At 54.6% G+C, this 25,111-nt stretch carries 21 protein-coding genes; 14 read left to right on the top strand and 7 right to left on the bottom strand.

Going from position 1 to position 25,111, the window contains the following annotated elements; genetic code table 11:
* From B2Z72_RS17180 to aroE, 4 genes are all read left to right on the top strand, one after another.
* The coding region (locus tag B2Z72_RS17180; RefSeq protein WP_297005380.1) for a hypothetical protein at positions 1–1,395 on the top strand (1,395 nt) is incomplete at its 5' end.
* Between the two features lie 106 nt (positions 1,396–1,501).
* Complete coding sequence (locus tag B2Z72_RS17175; protein WP_296981659.1) at positions 1,502–2,047, top strand: L-threonylcarbamoyladenylate synthase; 546 nt, start codon at positions 1,502–1,504, stop codon at positions 2,045–2,047.
* A gap of 9 nt (positions 2,048–2,056) precedes the next feature.
* Positions 2,057–3,007: an oxygen-dependent coproporphyrinogen oxidase gene (gene hemF, locus B2Z72_RS17170; RefSeq protein ID WP_296981661.1), complete on the top strand. Its 951-nt coding sequence runs from the start codon at positions 2,057–2,059 to the stop codon at positions 3,005–3,007.
* 18 nt (positions 3,008–3,025) lie between these two features.
* Entirely contained in the window at positions 3,026–3,853 is an 828-nt protein-coding gene (gene aroE / locus B2Z72_RS17165; protein WP_296981663.1) for a shikimate dehydrogenase, read from the top strand.
* A 119-nt stretch (positions 3,854–3,972) separates the two neighbouring features.
* Here aroE and B2Z72_RS17160 read toward each other — a convergent pair whose 3' ends face one another.
* From B2Z72_RS17160 to dsbD, 3 genes are all read right to left on the bottom strand, one after another.
* The gene (locus B2Z72_RS17160; RefSeq protein ID WP_296981665.1) at positions 3,973–5,268 is read right to left on the bottom strand and encodes an MFS transporter; all 1,296 of its coding nucleotides are present in this window, start codon (positions 5,266–5,268) and stop codon (positions 3,973–3,975) included.
* A 269-nt stretch (positions 5,269–5,537) separates the two neighbouring features.
* Positions 5,538–7,358, bottom strand: a complete 1,821-nt coding sequence (locus B2Z72_RS17155) for a choice-of-anchor I family protein (protein WP_296981667.1) — start codon at positions 7,356–7,358, stop codon at positions 5,538–5,540.
* A gap of 108 nt (positions 7,359–7,466) precedes the next feature.
* The gene (dsbD, locus tag B2Z72_RS17150; RefSeq protein ID WP_296981668.1) at positions 7,467–9,182 is read right to left on the bottom strand and encodes a protein-disulfide reductase DsbD; all 1,716 of its coding nucleotides are present in this window, start codon (positions 9,180–9,182) and stop codon (positions 7,467–7,469) included.
* A 206-nt stretch (positions 9,183–9,388) separates the two neighbouring features.
* On the opposite strand from dsbD, the gene B2Z72_RS17145 reads away from it, so the two are divergent.
* The 6 genes from B2Z72_RS17145 (at position 9,389) to B2Z72_RS17120 (ending at position 14,517) form a co-directional block, all read left to right on the top strand.
* Positions 9,389–9,847, top strand: coding sequence for a TlpA disulfide reductase family protein (locus B2Z72_RS17145; RefSeq protein WP_296981669.1), 459 nt, complete (start codon positions 9,389–9,391; stop codon positions 9,845–9,847).
* A 4-nt stretch (positions 9,848–9,851) separates the two neighbouring features.
* Positions 9,852–10,073, top strand: a complete 222-nt coding sequence (locus B2Z72_RS17140; RefSeq protein WP_296981670.1) for a DUF4266 domain-containing protein — start codon at positions 9,852–9,854, stop codon at positions 10,071–10,073.
* Positions 10,064–11,434, top strand: coding sequence for a DUF3570 domain-containing protein (locus tag B2Z72_RS17135; protein WP_296981672.1), 1,371 nt, complete (start codon positions 10,064–10,066; stop codon positions 11,432–11,434). Before B2Z72_RS17140 ends, B2Z72_RS17135 begins: the two co-directional genes overlap by 10 nt.
* A gap of 67 nt (positions 11,435–11,501) precedes the next feature.
* On the top strand, positions 11,502–12,389 hold the full coding sequence (locus tag B2Z72_RS17130; protein WP_296981674.1) for an FAD:protein FMN transferase: 888 nt from the start codon (positions 11,502–11,504) through the stop codon (positions 12,387–12,389).
* Positions 12,389–13,060 (top strand): response regulator, encoded by a 672-nt coding sequence (locus B2Z72_RS17125; RefSeq protein ID WP_296981676.1) that lies wholly within the window; start codon positions 12,389–12,391, stop codon positions 13,058–13,060. The genes B2Z72_RS17130 and B2Z72_RS17125 overlap by 1 nt, the downstream gene beginning before the upstream one ends.
* On the top strand, positions 13,057–14,517 hold the full coding sequence (locus B2Z72_RS17120) for an ATP-binding protein (protein WP_296981678.1): 1,461 nt from the start codon (positions 13,057–13,059) through the stop codon (positions 14,515–14,517). Before B2Z72_RS17125 ends, B2Z72_RS17120 begins: the two co-directional genes overlap by 4 nt.
* A gap of 154 nt (positions 14,518–14,671) precedes the next feature.
* Here the strand turns inward: B2Z72_RS17120 and B2Z72_RS17115 are convergent, their stop codons facing one another.
* Positions 14,672–15,394 (bottom strand): YebC/PmpR family DNA-binding transcriptional regulator, encoded by a 723-nt coding sequence (locus tag B2Z72_RS17115; RefSeq protein WP_296981680.1) that lies wholly within the window; start codon positions 15,392–15,394, stop codon positions 14,672–14,674.
* A 218-nt stretch (positions 15,395–15,612) separates the two neighbouring features.
* On the opposite strand from B2Z72_RS17115, the gene B2Z72_RS17110 reads away from it, so the two are divergent.
* On the top strand, positions 15,613–16,116 hold the full coding sequence (locus B2Z72_RS17110; protein ID WP_296981682.1) for a pyridoxamine 5'-phosphate oxidase family protein: 504 nt from the start codon (positions 15,613–15,615) through the stop codon (positions 16,114–16,116).
* Between the two features lie 85 nt (positions 16,117–16,201).
* Here the strand turns inward: B2Z72_RS17110 and B2Z72_RS17105 are convergent, their stop codons facing one another.
* Positions 16,202–16,660, bottom strand: a complete 459-nt coding sequence (locus B2Z72_RS17105; protein WP_296981683.1) for a hypothetical protein — start codon at positions 16,658–16,660, stop codon at positions 16,202–16,204.
* Between the two features lie 488 nt (positions 16,661–17,148).
* Between B2Z72_RS17105 and B2Z72_RS17100 the strand changes: the two genes are divergently transcribed.
* The 3 genes from B2Z72_RS17100 (at position 17,149) to B2Z72_RS17090 (ending at position 19,146) form a co-directional block, all read left to right on the top strand.
* Positions 17,149–17,520 (top strand): hypothetical protein, encoded by a 372-nt coding sequence (locus tag B2Z72_RS17100; RefSeq protein ID WP_296981684.1) that lies wholly within the window; start codon positions 17,149–17,151, stop codon positions 17,518–17,520.
* Positions 17,521–17,532: 12 nt separating this feature from the next.
* Positions 17,533–18,396, top strand: a complete 864-nt coding sequence (locus B2Z72_RS17095; protein ID WP_296981686.1) for an OmpP1/FadL family transporter — start codon at positions 17,533–17,535, stop codon at positions 18,394–18,396.
* Positions 18,397–18,525: 129 nt separating this feature from the next.
* Entirely contained in the window at positions 18,526–19,146 is a 621-nt protein-coding gene (locus tag B2Z72_RS17090; RefSeq protein WP_296981687.1) for a hypothetical protein, read from the top strand.
* 75 nt (positions 19,147–19,221) lie between these two features.
* Here the strand turns inward: B2Z72_RS17090 and B2Z72_RS17085 are convergent, their stop codons facing one another.
* Together B2Z72_RS17085 and B2Z72_RS17080 are read right to left on the bottom strand one after the other, a co-directional pair.
* Complete coding sequence (locus B2Z72_RS17085; RefSeq protein ID WP_296981689.1) at positions 19,222–19,461, bottom strand: hypothetical protein; 240 nt, start codon at positions 19,459–19,461, stop codon at positions 19,222–19,224.
* A gap of 85 nt (positions 19,462–19,546) precedes the next feature.
* Positions 19,547–24,982 (bottom strand): DNA repair ATPase, encoded by a 5,436-nt coding sequence (locus B2Z72_RS17080; protein ID WP_296981691.1) that lies wholly within the window; start codon positions 24,980–24,982, stop codon positions 19,547–19,549.
* Positions 24,983–25,111: the final 129 nt, after the last annotated feature.

Raw genomic sequence — 25,111 nt, 5'->3', positions numbered from 1 at the left:
CTGTTTTTTCATTGGTGTTCAGGGATTCTGGCTGGTGGAGCGGAAAATTCAGTCATCAGCAATGTTACGGTCAAAGGCGTCGTGCATGGCAGTGTCCGGGTTGGCGGCGTTGTCGGTGAAACACACAGCAGCAAGCTCAGCGGCCTCCGCGGTGAGGCTGTCGTGCGCGGCGGTAAAGACGCCGGCGGACTGATCGGCACCCTGTTAAATTCGGAAGTTCGTGACAGTTATTTCTCCGGGGAACTGGTCGCAGACAAGGACACTGAAAACAGTGGCGGCATTGCCGGATTCAGCGATCGTGATGCACCCATTATCCGTTCGGTCTCTCAGGGGACGATAACGGGTGGCAAATATACCGGCGGCATGGTGGGTTATTTCGGGCCTGAAGGACGCATTAATGGTTGCCTGGCGGCCAGCAGACAGATCCGCAGTATTCAGCCTTCGATTCCCGGACATGTGGTTGGTTTTGTTCAGGGGCGTGCTTACATCGATAATTGCCTGGTCGTGCGGGATGCCATCAATGCTGGTTTGCCTGTCGCTGGTGATATAAACCGCTACCTGCCTCTGCATATTCAGCACACCATGGTTGTCAGCAAAACGGAATCCGGCGCGAAAATCGATCAGTTGTTCGATGTGAACGCTCCGGAGGGAGAGAGCGGTGAGGTTCTGTTGCGCATGTTGCGTTGCCCGACTTCGGCTGAGAATACCGCCTGCCGCGGTGACGGCCGTGCTGTGTACCCGCAGTGGTCTGCAGAGTTCTGGCAGTTCGGTTCCCGCGGGCAGTTACCGGCACCCGTGATTGCAGGCAGAGCCCTGCGGCCTGCGCTGTTAGCAGCGGTGGACGCAACGTATCTCGATAAGTCTCTGGATCAATCTCCCGATACTACTCTGGATCAGTCCCCGGAGACATCTGTGAGCGCTTCGCCAGAGGTACTTGCCAGCAACAAGGCAGAGGCCAACACAGACACAACCGTGGCCGCTACCAACATTCCGGCTGAGTCTCCAGCGCAGACGCCCACCGCCGGTGGCGCAATGAGCGGCGAACATATGTTCGACATCGACCGGACCTCTTACGCTGCTGATGACCCATCGGCTACCGCTCTGGCAGCAGAACAGCGGACTGAGCTTCCGGAATCTGAGCAACTACAACCTGAGCAACCACAACCTGAGCAAGCACAGGAATCTGACGCACTGAACGCACCTGGGTCTTACGCGGACAGCGGGCAGGAGCCAGAGCGTCAGCAGGAAGAAGAGCAACCGCAGGAGGCAGAAGCTAAGCCGCAGGCGGAACCCGCTGATGCCGCGGACTTTATACAGATGCTGATTATCTTTCTGATCGTACTGGCACTGGGGGCGTACCTGATGCTGGGGCGTGGGGCGGTAGATAAAGACTGAACCCTGCATTTGAGCTGGCGCTGGGCAACCTGTGTATTTTTGCCCACTTGCCGCTCTGGCGGCCATGGTATAGTGTGCCGCCTTTGTGTTTCGCAAGGCCACTCCCATGAATTCCTGGCATATCTCCCGCGCCGTTCACGCCGTTGAGCGTGGTGGTGTTATCGCCTGTCCCACAGAAGCCGTCTGGGGTCTGAGCTGTGATCCGGCCGACGACGACGCCATTCAGCGTATCCTCGATCTGAAACAGCGCCCGTGGCAGAAAGGTCTGCTGCTGGTGGCTGCGTCACTGGAGCAGCTGCACGACTGGATCGAGCCGCTGAACAGTTCCGGTCTTGAGAAAGTCTGGTCCACCTGGCCCGGCCCGGTGACCTGGGTGCTACCCTGCAAAGAATGGGTGTCGCCCATGCTGCGCGGTACCCACAATACGCTGGCGGTGCGTATCAGTGATCACCCGCTGGTGCGTGCCCTGTGTGAAGAAACCGGACCTCTGGTATCCACTTCGGCGAACCCGGCGGGTAAAGAGCCTGCGCGTTCGCGTCTGAAAGTGCGCCAGTATTTCCACGAACAGCTGGATTATATTCTGCCCGGTGATCTGGGTGGCCGTAATCAGCCTTCTGAAATCCGTACCCTGAGCGGCGAACGCCTGCGCTAGGAGAAGACTATGACGACCAATTCCGGCTGTGATGTGGCCGCCGTAAAAGCCTTTCTGCTCGATCTGCAGGACCGTATCTGTGCTGCTCTGGAAGCTCAGGATGGTAAAGCTCAGTTTGTTGAAGACGCCTGGGAGCGGGAAGAAGCCGAAGGCCAGCTGGCGCTGACCGGCGGTGGCCGTACCCGTGTGATTGCTGATGGCGGCGTGATTGAAAAAGGCGGCGTGAATTTTTCCCATGTGCGCGGTGAGCGTCTGCCGGCGTCGGCGACAGCCTCCCGCCCGGAACTTGCCGGGCGCAGTTTTCAGGCGCTGGGCGTGTCGTTGGTGATTCACCCGCATAACCCTTATGTGCCGACGTCCCATGCCAATGTGCGCTTATTCGTCGCCGAGAAAGAAGGCGAAGAGCCAGTCTGGTGGATGGGCGGTGGTTTCGATTTAACGCCGTACTATGGCTTCGAAGAAGACGTGGTGCACTGGCATCAGACGGCGAAAGATCTGTGTCAGCCGTTCGGCGAAGAGATCTTCCCGAAATACAAAAAGTGGTGTGACGACTACTTCTACCTGAAGCACCGCGACGAAGCCCGTGGTGTCGGCGGTTTATTTTTTGACGATTTAAATCGCTGGGATGATGAACTTAATTTTGAAAAAAGCTTCGCATTTATGCAGGCGGTCGGTAATGGCTACATCGACGCCTATGTGCCGATTGTGGCGAAGCGTAAAGAAACAGAGTACGGCGAGCGTGAGCGCAAGTTCCAGTGTTATCGCCGTGGCCGTTACGTGGAATTCAACCTGGTGTTTGACCGCGGCACGATCTTTGGTCTGCAGACCGGCGGCCGTACCGAATCGATTCTGATGTCGCTGCCACCTGTGGTGCACTGGGATTACGACTGGCAGCCAGAAGCCGGATCCGCAGAAGAAAAACTCTACACCGATTTTCTGCCTCATAAAGAATGGGTCTGAGGAGACCGAAGAACACAGATGACCGACCTTTATAGTGTGATGGGCAATCCCATCAACCACAGCAAATCACCGCAGATTCATGCGCAGTTTGCTGAACAGTCACAGCAGGACATGCTGTACACCGCTCAGCTGGTACCACTGGAAGGTTTCGACAGCGCCGCAGAAAAATTTTTCCGCCACGGCGGCACGGGTCTGAATATCACTGTGCCGTTTAAGGAAGACGCCTATCGCTTTGCTGATCAGCACAGCGACCGGGCGAAGCGCGCCGGTGCGGTAAACACCCTGAAGAAAATGGCAGACGGCAGCGTATTTGCCGACAACACTGATGGTGTTGGTCTGGTGCGCGACCTGACCGTTAACAACGGCGTTGTTCTGACCGATAAACGCATCCTGCTGCTGGGCGCCGGTGGTGCAGTACGTGGTGTGCTGCAGCCTTTGCTGGAGCAGAAACCAGCGGAGCTGATAATCGCGAACCGTACTGTCGCCAAAGCTGAACAGCTGGCAGCGGACTTTGCCGATCTGGGCAATATCCGTGGCTGTGGTTTTGATGATGTAGAAGGCAGCTTTGATGTCATTATTAATGGCACGTCTGCCAGCCTCAGTGGCGATCTGCCACCGCTGTCACCCAGTGTGGTCAGCGATACCACAGTGACCTACGACATGATGTATGGCAGTGGCCTGACCGTGTTTAACCAGTGGGCGCACGATCTGGGCGCGGCTAAAACCATTGATGGTCTGGGCATGCTGGTGGAGCAGGCGGCAGAAGCATTTACCTTATGGCGTGGCGAACGTCCGCAAACGGCTGAGGTGATTGTTGATCTGCGCGCAGAGCGCCGTCATCGCTGATCAGTATTCAGTAAAGACATCCGGCCATATATACGACCCATAAAAAACGCCGCGCTGAGTGATCAGAGCGGCGTTTTTTTATGGCTGGCCGGTGGATTCGTTCAGGCTGGCGGATTCGTTCAGGCCGGCAGGGGCGAAAGATCCAGCTGGCGACGGAAGCGGATCACCGCCAGCGAGGCAATCACACCAATCAAAGCGACCGCGCTGACGTAATACACAGGTGCCAGCGGGTTATAGCCCAGCAGCATGCTGACCACCAACGGCGTGGTGCCACCGAAGATGGCGTAGGCCAGGTTGTAAGAGAAAGACAGACCGGTAAAGCGGATGGCTGCCGGAAAGCTTTTTACCGCAATGGATGGCACCACACCGACCAGACCAGCAAAGAAACCCACCACCGGATAGAGCACGAACAACAGGCTGGTATCGTTCAGCATCAGGCTGAAAAAGACGGCGTAGCTGATGGCCAGACCGACAGAGAAAATGGCCATGATCGGGCCGTTGCCAAAACGGTCGGCCAATGAACCTGAGATCACACAGCCAATAAACAGCGCGACAATCGCCAGACTGTTGGCTTCCAGTGACTGTTGTGGGTCGAGGCCAGCCATTTTCTGCAGCAGTGCCGGGGTCATCAGAATGGTTACCACGATGGCTGCGGTCAGTACCCAGGTGACGGCCATGGAAATGGTGACAGACGGCAGATGATCTTTCACCACGGTTTTGATCGGCAGCTCTTCGGCCAGTTGCTGGCGTTCCTGCATTTCCGTGAAGACCGGTGTTTCGTGCAGCCAGCGACGCAGGTACATGGTCACAAAGCCAAAGAGACCACCCAGAATAAAAGGCAGACGCCAGCCCCACTCGTTCACGGCTTCAGCACTCATGCTGGCGTGCACGCCAGTGGCGACCAGTGAACCGATCAGAATGCCGGCGACCAGCCCGCCGGACAGCGTACCGCAGGCCAGACCGGTGTGACGCGGTGATACATGCTCGGTCACGAAAACCCAGGCGCCTGGTGCTTCACCGCCGATGGCTGCCCCCTGCATCACCCGGAACAGCAGCAACAACAGTGGTGCGGCGATACCGATGGTGGCGTAAGTCGGCATCAGACCAATGGCCAGGGTTGGCACGGCCATCAGAAAAATACTGAACATAAACATCCGCTTACGGCCCAGCAGGTCACCGAAGTGAGCCATCACCACGCCACCCAGCGGTCGCGCTAAATAACCGGCGGCAAAAATCCCGTAGGTCTGCACCTGGGTGAGCCACTCCGGCATATTGGGCGGAAAAAACAGATGACCAACGACGTTGGCAAAATAGACGTAAATAACGAAATCATAAAATTCGAGGGCGCCACCAAGGGCGGAGAGGCTCAGCGTTTTGGCGTCGTTGCGGTTCAGGCGATGGCTGGAGGTGTTCATGGGTATCGGTTTTATTAAATGAGCGAAAAGGGTAAGTCAGTGCCAGGATGGCAGGGGAAAGTGAGTCTAGCACTTATTGATCAGAGAATGATCATGGCCCGGTGCAACAGTCTATCCAGTGTTTATGCCGTAAGACATTGGTGTTGTCTGGCGGCTTACTGCAAGCACTCGGCTCAGACGGCGGAAAATAAAAAAGCCGCTCTTTGTACGCAAAGAGCGGCTTTCGGAATGTGTGACGGGCATGCCGCCACCGCAGGCTTCAGACCTGTTTATTCAGTAAAGGTCAGTTCGTACACAGAGGTCGTGCCACTGACTTCGTTACCAACCGCAATGTAGTGCTTGTCGTCACGGCTGAAGTATTCGATGGACTCAGGACCCAGGTCACCGGCAGCGGTGTTGTAGGTGTCGTTATCACATTCGGCATCTTCATCCACTTCGGTGCATACCGGTTCGCTGAAATCGCGGTTGTTCAGGTAAGACTGGAACACAGGTGCAGTCGGATCGGTGATCTCATACACCATGATACCGCCCTGGCGCTCAAGGCCGATAAAGGCGAACACACGGCTGCCAATGGTCGCGACTTCGATGGCTTCTGGTTCAACACCTTTGTCATCGCTGCGGCTGTCGGCAGAGTCGTTGCTTTCGTTGTCTGAGTTGAAGTTGTCGCCATCAGCAGCGAATACGCGTTTGGCGATATCGTCACCGCTGTCGAACACCAGCTCACCGGCCGCGTTCCAGATGGAGAAAGAACGGGCACCAAAGGCGTACAGAGTATCTGCCGCGCCGTAAGAATCGCTATCAACAACAAACTTGAGACGCTTCAGCTGATCGTTGTCGTCCAGTGCGTCGTACAGTGGATGTGCTTCATCAACCAGATCGTACAGATCACCGCCGCGCATCTCATCGATGTGGGAGATACAGTCATCGGTATTCAGGCTGTAACCCGGAGTACCGCTGAAGTCATCACCATCCCAGATCTGACCGGCTGCTTCGCAGGTCTGCTGAGAGGTTTCATAGACGTACTCACGGCCATCACCTTCGTTGGCTGACAGCACGTAGGTAGCGCCGCCGATTTCAACACTGGCCAGAGTGTCTGGCATGTACAGACCAGCCAGTTGTTCATAGCTGGCGAACTGACCTGTGCCGTCGTCTTTGTTGGAAGCATCCAGTTGGTTAGCGGAAGCAGAATCCCACATCTTCCCGCCCAGAGCGACGATGGAAGACACGCTGGCGTTGGCCACATCAATAATGGCCATGGCATTGTTTTCCTGCAGTGCAACCCAGGCGGTGCTGCCGTCTGCACTCAGCGTCATGTATTCAGGTTCCAGATCCTGAGCGACGGTCGTTCCGGCCGGGCCAGAGATACGCACGCCGGCTGGCAGTTCAGCGGCGCGGCTGCCACCGACGTTGAAGTCACGGAAGTGCACCTGATGAACAACCGCACTGTCGTAACCTGCGCTGATATCAACGATGGTCACTGAGCCTTCCGGATCGTTCTGGTAATCAGCGGATGGTTCGCCTTCGTTGGCGGTCAGGATGTAGTTGCCGTCAGCAGACAGTGTCACCATGTCCGGCAGGGCGCCGGCAGAGTAAGTGGCCAGCAGAGACAGATCAGCAGAGTCGTACAGGGCAATGATGCCGTCGTCCTGTTTTTCGTCGGCTTCAATCGCTACCGCGACTTTACAGTCTTTGGCGGAAACGCTGTTGGCGGCGCCGATGTCGATACCGGCGTCGGCGGCTGCGCCGGACAGATCAATGCTGGAGTCTTTGGTCAGGGTACCGGCAGTGGCATCGTATTCGAGCACATCAACGGTTTCAGCTTCTGCGTTCACGACATACAGACGGTTTGAACAAGTGTCGTAGCTGACGATTTCTGCTGCACTGGTGGCGAAGTCTTCGTCAGCAGTATGGGTGGCCAGCAGAGCCAGGTTCAGGGTGCCGACCGGAGTGTTATCCGGCGTTTCCGGTTGCGGATTTTCCGGCGCGTTGTCCTGGTTGTTGTCAGGCGTGTTGTCTGCATTGTTACTGCTGCCGCCACAGGCTGCCAGTAATGAACAGCCGATGGCCAGAGCCAGAAGCTTACGTTTCATGCACTTCCCCTTGATACGATGTAATTATTAAAAATCGTATGCAGGGTGAAGATGGAATGTGACGGTAAGGTTACGCCTTTATTGCAGAATCATTGCACCAGCCCAGAATTATTGCGCCAGCCAATGTTTCAGTTCACTGCTCAGTGGCAGCCCCTGCAGCGCCTGACCGTGACGATTGCCGTCTCTGTCAAAGCGCTGCAGGGCCGGCGGACCAAACACATGCCAGCTGGCCATCAGGTCGAGCTGTTCACGGCTGCTGTCGGTAATATCAAAACGGATCAGCTGATAACCGGACAGTGCCTGCTGCACCTCCCGGGACTCCAGTAACTCATCCATCTCACGGCAACTGGTGCACCAGTCCGCATAAACATCCACCACCACGGGTTTGTCGGCGGCGGCAATCATGGCATCCAGTTGGGCAACGCTGTCGATGTGCTGAACGTCAGCAGCCGGTTCCCGCGCTACAACCTGCAGGGTGCCGGAGCGCAGAGGTTGCAGCAGTGAAGCATTCCCCTGTGCGGCGCCGGTCAGCCACAGTACACCGGTGACGGCACTGATCAGAGCCAGAGTACGGGCAAAGCGTTGTCTGGCAGTCTGCGGTGTTTCCAGCAAACCAAGATAAACAGCACAGCCGAGCGCCAGCATACCGCTCAGTGCGAGAACATAAGGCGGCGGCAACAGGCGGCTTAACAGACCCACAGCAACCGCCAGCAGGCCAACACCAAACGCCGATTTAATGATCAGCATCCAGCTGCCGGCTTTGGGCAGTAAGCGGCCGCCGCTGAGACCTATGATCAGCAGTGGTACGCCCATCCCCATGCCCAGCGCGAACAGTGCCGCACCGCCGGTAATCACATCACCTGTGGTGCTCAGATACATAAGCGCGCCAGCTAATGGCGCCGACACACAGGGCGAGACCACTAAGGCCGCAAAGAAACCCATCAGGAAAGTACTGAGCAGGTGTCCGCCCTGCTGACGGTTGCTGAAATCGTTCAGGCGGTTGCGCAGGAAGGACGGCAGCTGCAGTTCGAACAGACCGAACATCGACAGCGACAACACCACAAACAGCAGGGCAGCAAGACTGATGACGATGGGCGTCTGGGTGAAGGCGGCGAGGTTTACCCTGGCGCCAAAGGCGGCGACCAATACGCCGATCAGGGCATAGGAGCAGGCCATACCCAGCACATACGACAGCGCCAGTCCGAAGCCTTTACCGGCGGAAAGCTTATTCGCACTCTGCCCGGCAATGATGCTCGACAGAATCGGAATCATCGGGAACACACAGGGCGTCAGTGACAGACCAATGCCCAGCCCGAGGAAACTGAGAATCACCCACCACAGGCTCTTATTGGCGATATCACTGCTGTCCGTTCCGGCCTGTACCGGACTGCTTTCAGTGCTCAGCACCAGTGGTTGGGGCGGGTAACAAAGGCCCTGTTCAGAACAGCCCTGATAACTGAGCGTCAGGGCTGCGCCGGACGGATTGTGGATACGGATATCCAGTTCGTTATGGAACACCTGCACTTTGCCGAAATTTTTGTCCAGCTTGGTTTCTGAAGGCTGGCGGATGTCCAGAGACGCGCTGTCATCGCTCAGCTTAAGCCGGTCTTTATACAGGTAGTAATGGGGTGCGATGGTGAAGTGCACATCATAGCCATCTGCGGCTGGTATGAACTGCGGCTTAAATGCTTCGCTGACCGGCAGGAAGCTGTCGTCTTCCTCTTCCAGCGCTGACAAATCAGGGAGTCCGGCAGCCCACAGGCTGTCACTCAGGGAGAGCAGGACAAAAAAGAATAGGGTGGGCCATTGGCTCAGTCGGGTCATTGCGGCTACCTGATCTGTTGCTGGTGTCTGTGTTTTTTTATTTGGTTATCCCGCTGCGCACCGGCAGAGGTTCCTGATGGTTACAGCATGGCTGACGGGGATTAAGGCAACCTTAAGGGAGTCTTAAGCGCCGTTAAGGTTGGCTTAAGCCGGTGCCTCTATGCTGATACTCATAATTCCAACGAACAGAGTTACTGAGGTAGCCCATGTCCCTTAAAACCCTCCGCAACACCCTGCTTGCCGGTGTTGCTGCACTGGCCCTGGCTCTGCCGTTCAAGGCGATGGCTGCCGACATCGATTTCGATCAGCTGAAAGGCAAAGTGGTATACCTGGATTTCTGGGCCTCCTGGTGTGGTCCGTGCCGTGAGTCCTTTCCGTGGATGGAAGCCATGCACGAAAAATACGCCGCTCAGGGACTGGAAGTGATCGCTGTAAATCTGGATCAGGAACCAGAGCTGGCGCAGAAGTTTCTGCAGAAATACGCCCCTCAGTTCCGGATCGAATACGACGCGTCAGGCGACATGGCCGGGCAGTTTGGTGTCGACACCATGCCGACCAGTTTTCTGATTGGCCGCGACGGCAAAGCACGTAAGAAGCACAAAGGCTTCCACGCTGAGCGCAAAGCCGCCTACGAAACCGAAATCTCAGCTCTGCTGGAGGAATAACATCATGCTGCGACTGATTAGCCGGAGTGTACTGGTGCTGGTGGTCCTGAGCGGACTCAGTGCCTGTGCCGGCGTAAAACCCTGGGAGCGCGATCTGCTGGCCAAACCGCATATGGAACTGGACCCGGACCCGCTGCAAAGCGCCTTTGATGATCATATTTACTTCAGTAAAGAAGCCAGCTCCGGTGGCCGTGGCTTTGGTGGCGGAGGTTGCGGATGCAATTAAAAGACAAAAAGATTGGTCAGCGTCTGGCGCTGGCCACGACGGCACTGCTCGGTGCTCAGGCAACGACTCAGGTTCAGGCCGCTGACGGCGACTGGAAAATTGACTCCGCCCTGCTGGTCTACAGCGAGAGCGATGACCGCGTGCAGGCGGTAGAGCCGGTACTCAGTCTGACACGGGAATTTGAAGATGAAAGCGCGTTTAATCTGCGCATCGTTTATGACTCCCTGACCGGCTCTTCACCTAATGGTGCTGCTATTGCTAATGTGCCGCAGACGTTTACCTCGGCGTCGGCAGCTTCGCGTATGGAAGATGCTGATGAAGAAGAGCAGGAACGGTACGAAGGTCGTGGCGATTACACAGTGAACGCTGGTGATACACCGCTGGATCCGTCCTTTGAAGACTCTCGCACTGTGTTGTCCGCGGGCTGGACTCAGCCCTGGGGTGATGACTACAAAGTCAGCGTCGGCGGTACCTATTCCACCGAAGGCGACTTCACCTCCATGAGCGTCAACGGTGCCATCGCCCGAGACCTGAACAATAACAACACCACTCTGTCTGTTGGCCTGAATCTGGAGTTCGACACCATCAATCCTAACGGTGGTATTCCGCAGGCACTGGGTTCACTGAGTGAACACAACACCAGTGGCAGCGACGATACCAAACAGGTAGTGGATATGATGGTGGGCGTGACACAGGTGCTGAACCGCCGCTGGATTACCCAGTTCAACCTGGGTCTGAGCCAGTCATCCGGCTACCAGAATGATCCGTATAAAATTCTGACCGTGGTGGATAACGGCAATCTGGTGACCGACCCGAATGACAGTGAACGCTACCTTTACGTATTCGAGAACCGGCCGGAAGACCGCCAGAAGATCAGCCTCTATTGGCAGAATAAAGTGGCCATCGGCAGTACCGATGCCATTGATGTCGGCTACCGCTATATGACCGATGACTGGGGCATTAACTCTCATACCATGGATCTGACCTATCACTGGCAGCCGTTGGATCACTTCTATCTCGAACCTCACTATCGCTACTACACTCAGACAGCGGCGGATTTCTACGAGCCGTTCCTGAATGCCGGCAGCGAAGTGGCGGTCACTGGCAGCAGTGTCACCGCACTGGTGAATGAGGCCTCCTCTGATCCGCGCCTGGCGGCCTTCAGTGCCAATACCTATGGCATCAAGGCTGGATTCCCGTTGCGCCAGGATGAAGAAATTTCAGTGCGTGTGGAATACTATCAACAGCAGGATGACAACAGCCGTAAAGCGGTGGCAACCGGATCGGATCTCGATGGCATGTCACAGTTTACTGAGCTTGAAGCCAGCTGGATTCAGGTGGGCTACTCGTTCCGCTGGTAGGCGACTTTAATGGAAACCCGCAGCATGGGTTGCGGGGTAACACTGCAGAAGGAGTGCCGTGCACGGCATGAAGTTTCAACTGCAACTGACACAACTGGAAGGCTGGTGCCGGGTTAATTTCCCGGCCATGGCCTGCCTGTGTGAAATTCTGATCGATACCACGGATGCCGCACTGGCATTAGAGCTTGGGCAACAGGCCCGGGCAGAGACACTGCGTATCGAACAAAAATTCTCGCGTTACCGCGACGACAGCATAGTCGCGCGTATCAATGCGGCTGCTGGCAAGCCATTGCAGCTGGATGATGAAACGGCCGGCCTGATCGACTTTGCTACCGAACTCTGGGACGTTTCCGACGGCCGCTTTGATATTACCTCGGGTCTGCTGCGCCGCGCCTGGACCTTTGATGGCTCTGACCGGCTGCCGCAGCAGGAGGCAATCGATGCGCTGCTGCCGCTGATCGGCTGGGATAAAGTACGCTGGCAAAAGCCAGAACTGCAGCTGCCCGCCGGGATGGAAATCGACCTTGGCGGTATCGGCAAAGAATACGCAGTGGATAAAGTCTTCGCCCTGCTGCAGTCGCAGTTTGGCGGCGCCTTACTGGTCAACTTCGGTGGTGACCTGCGTGCTCACGGGCCCAGATCGGACGGTTCGTTGTGGCAGATCGGCGTGGAGAAGGTCAGCAGCGAACAGAACGTTGAACGGCTGGAAATCGCTCAGGGAGCACTGGCAACCAGCGGCGACAGTCAGCGTTACCTGCAGCGTGACGGCGTGCGCTACAGCCACATACTCGATCCGCGCAGTGGCTGGCCAGTGGCCGGAGCACCCCATGCGGTCACGGTACTGGCACAGACCTGCGTACAGGCCGGCATGCTCAGCACGCTGGCGCTGATGACGGGTACCGATGCGGAAGCCTTTCTTGATGAACAAGACGTTAAATACTGGAGTGTGCGCTGATGCGCCTGCTATTGGTTGAAGATGACATGATGTTGGGTAAAAGCCTGCAGCAGGCGTTGCAGGCGCAGCATTATGTTGTTGATTGGGTACAGACGGGTCTGAGTGCGCTGGCTGCGCTGCAGGCCGAACATTTTGATCTGGCCATCATGGATCTCGGTTTGCCCGGGCTGGATGGCATCCGTGTGATCGAAGAGGTTCGTGCGCAGCAGATGCCGCTGCCGATTCTGATTCTCACGGCCCGTGACAGCGTGCAGGACAGGGTCAAAGGTCTGGATGCCGGTGCCGATGATTATCTGCTCAAGCCCTTTGATTTAAGTGAACTGTTTGCCCGTCTGCGCGCCCTTGGCCGGCGCAACAGCGGGGTAACGGCGGTGAATGAACTGCGCTTTGGCGCGATCGTGCTTGATACCGCCAATCATCATGCTTCCTACCAAGGGGCTGCTGTTACCCTGTCGCGGCGCGAATTCCTGTTACTGGAAGCACTGCTGAACCGCCCGGGACAGGTGTTTACCCGTCAGCAGCTGGAGCAGTCCCTGTATGGCTGGGGTGAAGAAGTGGAAAGCAATGCGCTGGAAGTTCACATCCATCATTTACGTAAAAAATTCTACAACGGTCTGATTCAGACGGTCCGCGGCGTCGGTTATCGCCTTAATCCGGAGACTGAAGAATGAAAATGTCGATCCGCAGCACGCTACTGATGTTGCTGTTTCTGGTGCTGGTGTTGGCCATTCTGATCAACAGTGTGCTGGGCCATATGCTGGTACGTCAGGAAGTGAACGAGGTCTTCGATGCCGAGTTGGCGGTAACCACCAAGCTGATCAAAGGGCTGCTGGAAGACGACGATCTGATGGAAGACCTGCCGCGTATCGTCGAAGCCCTGAATCAGAGCCTGGATCATAAACAGCCCGCTCAGCGAGAGCTTGAGCTGTACGAGAATACCCGGCTTATTCAGATCTGGCGCAACGATGGCCGGGAGCTGCTGTTCCGTTCGCCGGGAGCGCCGGATCATGCGCTGGCACCGATGAAGGCCGGCTTTTATCACCATAAAAGCGATAAACGCGAATGGATGGTTTACGTCATTGATCTGCACACCAAAAATGCCTCCGGAGAGAATGGCCCTGCCAAAGATGCCTGGCTGATGGTGGGGGAATATCCGCATGCGCGGCAGGATATTATTTATGCGCTGGGCGGCATCTTTGGGGTATCAGGTATCGTTGCTCTGATTCTCTGTACTCTGATTGCGTTGGCAGTCATTGAATACGGTCTGGGGCCGATCCGTCAGCTCGGCAGCCGCCTGCGTCGCCGCTCGGTGGATAACCTGCAACCAATTCAGTTACACCGTACACCAAAAGAATTGCAGCCGGTGGTAGACGGCCTGAACGAGATGTTCAGTCGTCTGGCTGGTGGGCTTGAGCGCGAGCGCCGCTTCGTTGATGACGCCGCCCACGAATTGCGCACGCCACTGGCGGTACTGAAACTGCAGTCACAGCGTTTGCAGACATTGCCGCCGGAGCAGCTCAATGAGGCACTGAAAGAACTGGAGACGGGTACCGAACGTACCAGCCGCTTACTCGAGCAGCTGCTGATTCTTGCCCGTATGGACAACAACCAGCAGATTAACAGCAGCCGCATTGATCTGGCTGAACCCGTGCGCCGCACACTGGCTGCGATGCAGTGGCAGGCTGATGTGCACAGAGTTGAACTGACTCTGGATGCCGCTGATAACCTGCCTGCGGTTAACATGGACCCGTCGCTGCTGGAAATGGCGGTGCGCAATCTGGTGGATAATGCCATCCGCTATGGCGGCGATGGCCACGAAGTCGAAACGCGGCTCTGTCAGGAGGGCACTGCACTGTATCTCAGTGTACGGGACCATGGTCCGGGGGTTCCTGCTGACGACCTGCAACGTCTTACTGAACGTTTTTTCCGCGCCGGAAACCGCTATGAGAGTATTGGCTCAGGTGATACTGCAGAGCAATATCAGGACAGTGGTGCGGGACTCGGTTTGTCGATTGTCAGCCGCATTATGGAAACCTGTGGCGGTGAGCTGCTGCTGGAAAATGCGCAGGGCGGTGGTCTGCGGGTGACGCTGGTGATGCCTTTGCCGCAGGATCTGCAGTGGCCATAGCCTGCGGACCCGTCATAATCAGGCCTTCCTGACGACGGATTGATAACGATGCGTTAATAAAAAAGCCACAGCGGATATCCGCCGTGGCTTTTTCTTTCTCCGCCCCGCCTGATACAGGCGCTGGCGGGATCAGGTCCGGATCAGCCTGGGCTGATTACTCCGGAAAAGTACCGTTGTGGTAGATTTCCTGAACGTCTTCCAGGTCGTTGATCAGACCGGCAAAACGCTCGAACTGAGCAACGTCATCACCTTCAATCGGGTGCTCAGTGGTTGGCAGATAGGTAATCTCTTCCACTTCAAAATCGATCTCGCCGTTCATGTCGTTCAGCGCAGTTTTGGTTTTGAAGAACTCGGTTGGCGGTACCAGTACAGTGATCATGCCGTCTTCGCTGTCGATGTCGGAGACATCCACATCCGCTTCCATCAGTGCTTCCAGTACTGGCTCTTCGTCGTCACCGGCGAATACGAACATGGCGCGGTGATCGAACATGTGCGACACAGAACCCTGGGAACCCAGTTTGGCTTTGCACTTGGAGAACACGCCACGGATTTCACCGAAGGTACGGTTGTTGTTGTCGGTCAGGGCACTGATCAGCACCATGGCGCCGCCTGGGGCAATGCCTTCGTACAGCGCTGGCTGGAAGTCTTCGCCGCCGGCGCCATTGGCTTTATCCAGTGCTTTGTCGATCACGTGGCTTGGCACCTGATCTTTTTTGGCGCGGTCGATCAGACTGCGCAGCGCCAGGTTACCGGACGGGTCGGAACCACCGGCTTTGGCGGTGACGTAAATCTCACGGCCGTATTTTGAGTAAACTTTAGTTTTTGCCGCGGCCGTTTTGGCCATGGATTCTTTGCGGTTCTGAAACGCTCTGCCCATGGGAATTGCTTCTTGTTGGCTGGTTGATAAGAAAAAAAGATGCCGAATTGTACTCTCTGAAGGCGGAGCTGTCTTGTTTCTGAGCAGGCAACCGGCACGCTTTTAAAGAATGGTAAAGATCTGAACAATCCTCCGGGCTTTCTGTCGCACATAACAATGGCCAGCTGAACACAGCTGCCTGCACGACCTGCAAGATAACGTCATTCAGGGAGAGCATTATGAAAATGATTGATCAGATAGCCCAACAGCCGGAGCAGGCTCTCTGGCAGCAGCTGGGAGAAGAGAACCGGGTGATGCTGGAAGTCGACGGCATTACCGATTACATGCAACCGATGACGGCATATCCCGATCCCGAAAGGAATACCATCTGGTTCTTCGCCAGACGCAGTAATGAGATGTTTGGCGCCATTCATCAGCCGATGCATGCCCACATCTGCCTGATGAACGGGCGCGAGCACTTCTGGGCTGATATTCATGGCGATATTTTTGAATCACAGGATCGCGGCGCTGTTGCCCGCTATTGGTCGATGGATGCTGAAGCCTGGTTTGACAAAGGCAATCAGGACCCGGACATGATGCTGCTGGCCTTCGAACCACAGGATGCCGAGATTTCAGCAATGGATGGCAATGCCATCAGCCGCGGTTACGAGCATATCAAAGCCATATTCGGTAATCAGGATGAGCCGCATATTGGTATCCGTAAACGCCTCGACCTTAACTGACCGCCACAGCACCCGCGTTCAGCAAGAGCAAAGCCGCCCACGGGCGGCTTTTTTAGTGCCTGTTAATAACTTAAGGGCAGGTCGATTACTGACGCGCGTTAGCCATCAGGGTCATCAGTTCACGGGCGGATGCCGTGCGGTTAGTCACTGAATTGCGGCTGATACCGTCGGCGGAGACGATGAGAATTTTCAGCTGATGATTGCCCAGCAGCTGCTGGCTGTCGTTCTGTGACAGGTGATAGCCATGGCTGTAGGTATGGGCGGCGTCACCAACTACATAAAGAAAGCCCAGGTCTTCAGCATCCATGGCGGCGATGATCTCGTCCTGCTGTTTAAATAGAGCGGATTCAGTGTCAGAGGTCAGCGCGATGACAGCCACCGGCGCACTGTCGGCAGGGTTGGCGTTCTGCACTTCGGCCAACAGTTTTTCTGCGGCGCGGGTATAGCCCTGGCCATCGGTGACCTGCAGACCACTGGACTGACTCAGGGTCGCACAACCGTTAAGGCCCCCCAGCAGCATCAGCAGCAATGTCAGTTTCTTCATCACAAGGTCCTCGTCGTCAGCGTAGCGTGACCGGCATGTCCGGCCTGCACAGGCAGAAGGTTAGCGCAGCTGAATACCCTGTTGCAGGCACTGAACGATGGCCCATGGCCGTGAATATTTTGCAGAATCATGGCTCGCTCCGGTTATTGATTCTTCACCTTACAATGCCTGCAGGGGCCATCTGTAGCTGGGATTATTCTGTATGCCAATTGGGTCTCATTTCTCCGCAAGGCTGATGAATGCTGGGGTCAGAGCGTGCTGACTGGCGTGTTTTGCTGCAGTCGTTAGTATGATGCTGGCTGATTTCAGGGACCGCTGCCGACGCAGGAAGCACAATGCCGGTAAACGTCCTGATGAATATCTGAATCAGATATTGCGCACTTGGTTATATAGATATTGCGAAATATTAGTTATCAGTTATAAAAAACATCTCTAAACTCCGCGGCCTGATTTGATATGCCCTTTATAGATCTGGTTTGGAGTTTTTTATGTCGACGGTTCTGCGTTTTGGCGGCCTGCTTTCCCTTACTGCGGTTACCCTGAGTGCTCAGGCAACCAATGGTTACTTTACCCATGGCACCAGTGTTAAGGCTCAGGGTATGGCGGGTGTATCCGTTGCCCTGGCCCATGACAGTCTGAGCGCTGCCAGCAACCCAGCGTCGCTGAGCAATCTGAGCGCTGATCAGCAACTGGATCTGGGTGTGACCTATTTTGAACCAAAGCGTAAGAGCGAAATCTCCGGCAACGGCTTCGGCATTGACGGTACTTACCATGCTAACGACACCAAATCGTTTCTGATTCCTGAACTGGGCTTTGCCCGTCACCACTCCGATACCCTGAGCTATGGCCTGGCGCTGTAAGCCAACGGCGGTATGAACACCGACTATGGCAACAACCCGTTCGCTAACTTTGGCTCCAGCGGCAGTGCCGGTGTGAATCTGGAGCAGCTGTTCGTGACCGGTACCGTGGCCTATCGGCTGAATGACAGCAACAGCATTGGTCTGGGTGTTACCTGGACCCGTCAGCAGTTCGAAGCACGCGGTGTGCAGGCGTTCGCTGGTATGTCACAGGATGGCAGCCGCGTCTCCAATAATGGCAAAGACGTGTCCCGCGGCTGGGGTGTGAAACTGGGCTGGCAGGGCGAGCTGAGCGACAGCGTGAAAGCCGGCCTGAGCTGGAGCTCAAAAATTGAGACCTCTGAATTCCATCGTTACAGCGGCCTGTTCGCAGAAGACGGTGGTTTTGATATTCCGGAAAACTTCGCCGCGGGTCTGGCCTGGCAGGCCACCGATGCACTGACCCTGGCAGCTGACTGGCAGTACATCGCCTACAGCGATGTGAAATCTGTGGGTAATGATCTGAGCCTGGCTGCACCTTTAGGTGCTGATAATGGCGCCGGTTTTGGCTGGGACGATATCAACGTCTACAAAGTGGGTGCGGAATACGCACTGAACAGCGAATTCTCTCTGCGCGCCGGTTACAGCTATGCAGATCAGCCGATCAAAAAGGACCAGACCTTTATGAATATTCTCGCTCCGGGCGTGATTCAGGAGCATTTGAGTCTGGGCGGCAGCTGGAACGTAAACGATACCAACAGCCTGTCTGTGGCTTACACCCACGCCTTCGAACAGACGGTGAAAGGCCGTAATTCCATCCCGGCACAGTTCGGTGGTGGTGAAGCGGATCTGACCATGGATCAGGACCTGCTGGCGATCAGCTGGGGACTGAGTTTCTGACCTTATTATCAGGGACTTAGACCAGATACGACAAAGCCGCCAATGTGTGGGTACTTCGTACTTTTGGCTGATCCCGGCACTGCATCTCCTCACTATAATTCGCGCGCGTTCGGGAAAGAGGATGAAACGATGAGTTGTAGCAATCGTCACGATGCAGTGCTTGTGGAGCAGATGAACCAGTTATTCACTGACACCATCACGAAATACAAAGATTCTGCCGGCGTTATCCCGGCGCTTGCGGGCGATGTCTTCCGTCACCATGAAGAAGACAGCGCAGCAGTCAGCGACTTCGGCTCCTGCCAGAATACAGCTAAGGCACCGGTTAACGTCAGTGCTCCGGAAGTCTTTATGGCAGCCCGTTATCTGAACGCCATGGAGCAGCAGTTAGAGCAGAAAGGCGTCGATATGCGACTGCGTTTGCTCGATGCTTTTCTGGCTAATCTGGGGCAGGAGCAGTCCGCTCACCGACCAGCGAAAACATGCCCCTACAGTGTAAAGCAGGATTGCGTCATTCATCCTGTTCGTCCTCTGGAATGTCGTAACCAGTCTGCAGAAAATGCCGGGGGGGCTGCGCCAGAGGTGATGAGTGCAATTCAGAACGCATTACAAACAGCGTTAGCAGAAGCGGAATATCCGGCTGACCTCTACGATCTGAATCATGCGCTTACGATTGTTATGCATAATGACGATGCCGAAATTGCCTGGCTGGCAAATAAAGACCCGCTGGCCGCAGCTGCGCTTTCTGTCTGATCGCTCAGACGAAGGGAAGAAAGAAGGTGGACGACAACCGTTTATGCGGAAACGGCTGTCGTCCCTGACTGATGGTCAGAGATCGTATTCAGATTTGATCTCGTCCACTTTGCGGCGTAATTCACCACGCAGTTCTTTATCGGACAGTTGACCGATAATATTTCCCAGAACACGTTTTTCATTGTCATCTACCACACCGTCGCGTTTGGCGATGTCGAGAATCTTTTCCAGTTCATCAGCGTCCAGCGTACCGTCGTCTGAAAAACAATTAATGGAATGAAATGTCATTTCCAGGTAATCGCGGCTCTCTTTCACAATAAACTCCTTATCCTTGTTGGAGTGAACAGCCCGTTGCTGTTCAGGCAACGGACTATGGGAATGGAAGTCAGTCTTCCGTTCGTTATTTATCCCGCCTGGGAGAATCTCCGGGTGTTGGCGATTGTTCAGGTGCTGGTACAGAGTCAGGCGCTTTGTTCTGCTGGTTCAGCGTTTTTTCCTGTGCCTGCAGGGCAGGCTTTTTCTGCGGTTTGCCAACTTCTGTACTGAGTTTGCGCAACTGCTCGGAAATATCACGCATTTTATCGTGGGTACGCAGATCGATATCGATCTTTTTATCCATGCTGCGCACCAGTGGCACGATACTGTGCTCAAGAGTGTCGGCCAGTGCCCGCAGAATTTTATCCACGCCGGGGACAGGCTCGTTGATCACATTTACCTGTGGCTTAAGATTTTCCATGGCGGCGGCGAACTGCTGTAATCCACGATTAATGGTATCTGCCATAAGCGTCTGATTTGCACCGGATTGCTGACTGGCGTTTGTCGCATTTATCGTTAATGTTTCAACGCCGGCCTGCACGCCGGACACCAGATCAGCCAGTTGCGCAACAACGCGGGCGCCGGTATCGGCATCGTCACCGCCCATGGCTTTGTTGCGCAGGAAGTCCGCTTTAATCGCTTCCCAGCGATGTTGCTGTTCAGCGGTCATATTGCCGCGCAGTTCCGCCAGTTTCAGCAGGTTACCTTCTGCTCCTGTGGTTAACAGCTGAGATTCACCAAGGTAGTGATCCTGGATCATCTGCATCAGCTCGTCTGTGTTCATCACCGCGGAAATTTTTTCCGTCATCTTGTTCATGTTACGGTAACTGCCCTGCAACTTGAAGGTCGGTTCGGTACGGTATTTATCGTCCTGAGCTGCCGATGCAATGTATTGCTGATTAATCTTCAGCACCACATCCTGTACCACCATCATTTTTTTCAACACGCTGGTAATTTCATTAATTTCCGCGCCACTGTATTGGTAAGATAAATCGGTGGTTGCCACTTCACGCCCTTTGGCCATATCCACCAGTTTGTACAGATCGTTAAGATCACGTACCGCCAGCGGTGCCAATACCTGGTTAGAGGTGAGGGCGTTTTCGATATAACTCAGGGCGAACTGTTCTTCCATGCCGCCGAGGATATCGCCGAGGTTATAAATATCGGCACGGTTGGCCAGCATGTCCGGAATTTTGAATGCCTCGCCGGATTCTGTGTAGGGGTTACCCGCCATAACCACGCAGAACTTACGGCCACGCATATCGTAGGTTTTGGTTTCGCCTTTCCACACGCCGTCAATGCGGCGGGTACCATCACACAGAGAAATAAACTTCTGCAGAAATTCGGGATTAGTGTGCTGAATATCGTCCAGATAGAGCATGACGTTATTGCCCATTTCCAGACCGAGGTTCAGTTTTTCCAGTTCTTTACGGGATGTCGCATCCGGTGCCTGCTGCGGGTCCAGCGAGGTGACTTCATGGCCCAGAGACGGACAGTTAATCTTCATAAAGATTAACCCGAGACGGCTGGCAACGTATTCCATTAATGTGGTTTTACCGTAACCCGGTGGCGAGATCATCATCAGCAGACCCATAAGGTCGGCGCGTTTATTCTCGCCAACTGTGCCCATTTGTTTCGCCAGGTTATCGCCAATTAACGGCAGATAACTTTCGTTAATTAAGCGGTTGCGGACAAACGAACTGAGTGGCCGTGGTTTGAATTCGATCAGACGCAGCGCCTTACGCTCTCGTTCGGTCACGTTCTGACGTACCTGCAGATAACGCTGATAAGCCGGCACCACTTCCTGACGGTGACGTTCCATTTTCAACAGGAAGGCATCCACGCCAAAGCTCAGCGTCTGTTGCTGAATCAGCGGGTGATCGCCCATCAGACCTTCTACAGAGAGTTCCAGATCGGTTTCGGTAAAGCGGCGATCGAGTCTTTCACTGGCATTAATTAATGCCACAGCTTCCGGGATATAGCGTGCCAGTGACTGCAGATCTTTTTCTTTTACCAGTGCCTGCAGCCAGGCGGTTGTCAGGTTCCAGCGTTCTGCCGGCCAGCCCAGCATTTTTTCCAGCGCCATCTGATAGCGGCGCCAGGTTTCGTCGTCCATGGAACGTTTTAATTCTTCCACCAGACGCTGGGCATATTTACTGCCAATAAATTCAATACTGTCACGGCCCAGCTCTGCTACCAGATAATCTGCTGCACGGCGGATATCCAGAGCGGAGACAGCAATCGGATGCTGTTCAATAAATTGCTGCAGCGATGCCCGTACTTCTGCCGCCAGCAGTTCGACTGCTTCATTGCTGCGGAATACGGATTCCATCTGTGCTGCCGACTGCGCACGTTCAGGCCAGGTGCTGACACTCAGTTCAGCCTGTTTTTCTTCCGCCTGCAGCTCTTCATCGGCTTTGTCTTCCAGTAACCTCAGTACGCTTTGTGAATCACGGGCCAGGCCTTTTATGTTGGCCCAGAACACCTGTGCCAGAGCACGGCTTAACGGATCAAAGCGCAGTAAATCAATACTGTCGAGCGCCGGAATCAGCGCACGTAACAGGAGAGTGGCATCGTGATCGTGAATACCTTTTTCATAGCCTTCTTTATATCTCGGGCCGGCGAAATTACGCACTATGCTGTCCAGATCGTCTGTTAACAGCGCGGTGCGTAACTGATCCATGCTCAGGCCGTTCTGATTCTGCCGGGCGCTGTCGAGAATCAGGGTGGCGAGATATTCACCGCGGTAAACCTCAGGTGTTTCGGATTCCAGATTCATGCTCCAGTAAGCACGTAAATCCAGCAGCTCAGGATCGGCAATCGGCTCAAAATAATTGGTACCGGACAGATGCACATTCAGCACGTCATTGCGTGGAATAATGGTCAGGTCCAGTTCCTGAGTATTGACCGAAAATTTATGCCGCGGTCCGAGTTTGATGACGTTACCACCATCTTCATAAATATCGGATTTATCCCGCAATGAACGCAGTGCCTGCTCTTTAATTGCCTTCAGGCGCGATTCAATATCATCGGCTTTAACGGATGCATCCAGCCCCCGTAACTGAGTGACCTGTTCACGGATTTTCATGACCAGGGCGTCGGAGGCAAAGTAAGTATTCAGCTCATTCTGTTCGGTAAACTTCAGCGAGCGTTTTTCAATACTGCCCAGAATACGTGCAGCGGCATCGGCAACCGACTGAGCTTTACGCTGAATTTCATCAACCAGCTGTTGCTTATGGCTTTCGAAGGACTCGTACAGTTCTTCGCGCTTTTCCATGATGTCAGCGAGGAACTGGTCGTACTCACTGAACTGGCTTTCCAGTTCTTCCAGCTGCACTAACAGGCGGGATAATTGTTCGTCACACTTTTCCGGTGTGGTCGACATACCCAGAGCGTTAGCAATACTCTGGGTAAAGAGTTTGAACTGGGCACTGAACTGCGCCACGGCTTCAGCGGAACCAAGGGATTTCTGTTTCTGTCTGGCTCTGGCTTTACTTTGGTTAAGCTGGGCATAAACCTGAGAAATAGCATCAATAATACGGGTACGCACGGTGGCATCATCCACCTGTAACGTACCCATAAGCTCGGACAGCAGGTCCATGCCTTCGGCGGTGTTATCTATGGTTTCAATAACCGGCGTCAGGGTGGCAATGGATTCCGCCTTTTCCACTTCCTGATTAATGCTGTCGATTTTCTGCTGGTAAGGCTCCAGCGCCTGTTCGTCTGACAGAAAGGCAACCGTGCGCTCGCTCAGCGTCGCTTCGACTTTCTGCAATTCGCCATCAAGCTCGTCAATTCTGTTCAGATCGATATAACGCAGATCGCGCACGGTCATTAATTTACCGCGCTGACGACGTACCTGAGCCAGCGCCGTAACGTACTGCTCAGTGCTGTCCCAGCTTTCAGTCTGAACCGACTGAACCAATGCTTTTTGTTCTTCCTCGGTTTCACGCATCACACTGGCGGACTGCTGGCGGATGCTCTGAACTTTTTCAAATTCATCAATCACCAGTTCTGACGTACCAGCGATTTCCTTCAGCAGTGCGGCAATATCGGCAACTTCGGTTTCGCTCACCCAATAGTGATCGTCGAAGATCTTATTGGCTGCTTTGCTCAGCTCTTCATATAAACGTGCAGATACGCTCTGGTTATTAACCAGACGGATGACGCTGTACAGATCGGAAATACCGCGCACCAGTTCAGCATTACCGATGCGGCCAAAAAATGTCTGGCTGGCCGGTGCACGGCTGACAAATTCAGCGCTCTGGTAAGGGGTTTCCCAGATCTGCATCGGGTGTACCCGGGTGGGTTCGTTTTCCGCGGAAAAAATCACCAGCTGGCCACTGTCGGCCAGCGCGTAGCCGTGACCGAACACCGGGTTCTGCAGACTTTTTTCAATCAGGTTGTAGGCCAGCAGGCAGACTTCGCCGCTCACCGGCTGGTAGAAGATATACAGCATATCTTCACCGTTCGGGGAACGGACTTTACGCTTCACCCGCATGCCTTCGGTGTTGCCGTCAAACTGCTTGAACTCACCTGTGGTCAGATAGTAGCCGCCGGGAAAAATAACGCCGTGATCTTCCGGCAACTGAACGCAGGATTCACCGATGGCGTCAACACGGACAACGGTTTCGGTTACTGTGTTGTAAATAAAATGGCGCCACAGTTCTTCACGGTAAGGTTTTACTTTTAGCAGAATCAGGCTGCCAACGGCGGCATAGGAAATGCTGGCATCACCGAGAGACTGAGTTTTGTCTTCTACCGGTTCCTGATAAATGCCGAGACCATCCTGGGTGTTGTTTTCGATTTTGATGGTGAGGTCACCACCCACGGTTTCAACAAAGACAGTATCGAGAATATTAATATGTGGATGACGGCCATTAACGGCATCATCCCGGGTAGATTCGGTCCATTCAAAATCGAAGGCCGGCGGTAACTGAATATCGCGCTCACCACGATTATCAATGTAGGTAATATTTTTGCCGTCAGCGGATACTGACCAGCGGAACACACGCAGATCTTCCAGCCGTTCACCGATCTGGAAACCAGCCAGCAGCTGACCTTTCTTAACCGTCAGTTCAACCAGGCGGGTGTGTTTGTAGTAACGGTACAGTTCGTCAAAGTCATTAACAAAGGCAGGCTCAGACAAGAATGTGCCGGCTGCAGGTACTTCAACGGCTTCAAACTGACCATCATTTTCCTGCAGTGAAAACAGGGCAAAGACATCTTCAACCTGAGTTTCCTTTTTCAGGCCGATAAAGACGTTGTAACCAAATAATAAATGCTGCCCGACCTGAACCATATCGCGGGCGATACAGTTATTTTCGGTACGAACCCGGATGCGGCCAACGACTTTCATATCGGACTGACCAAATTCTTCGGTACGGGATTTATTCAGCTGATCAAGACTTTGTTCCAGCTGTTTTCCCTGATCCTGCAGACGCTTTTTAATAATCTCATAAGCGCCGCCCTGAGCGACGGCGCTGTCGATGACGTCTTCAGGTTGTTTTTGCTCTGCCATTGCGTTGTCCTTTTCCGTACTGCTGGTCCCGGGCAGTGATCGATAATCCTGCGTATCGGTGTGTTTGTTTTTACCGGCTAAACTGCTAGCGGAAGTGCAGCAGCCCGTCAGCCGGGCTGCCGCTTCACA

This window comes from Thalassolituus sp. UBA6592 (assembly GCF_002433655.1).
GTDB lineage: Bacteria > Pseudomonadota > Gammaproteobacteria > Pseudomonadales > Oceanobacteraceae > Venatoribacter.
The sequence above is the reverse complement of the archived record's forward strand: the minus strand, read 5'-3'. Positions and strand labels throughout refer to the sequence as shown.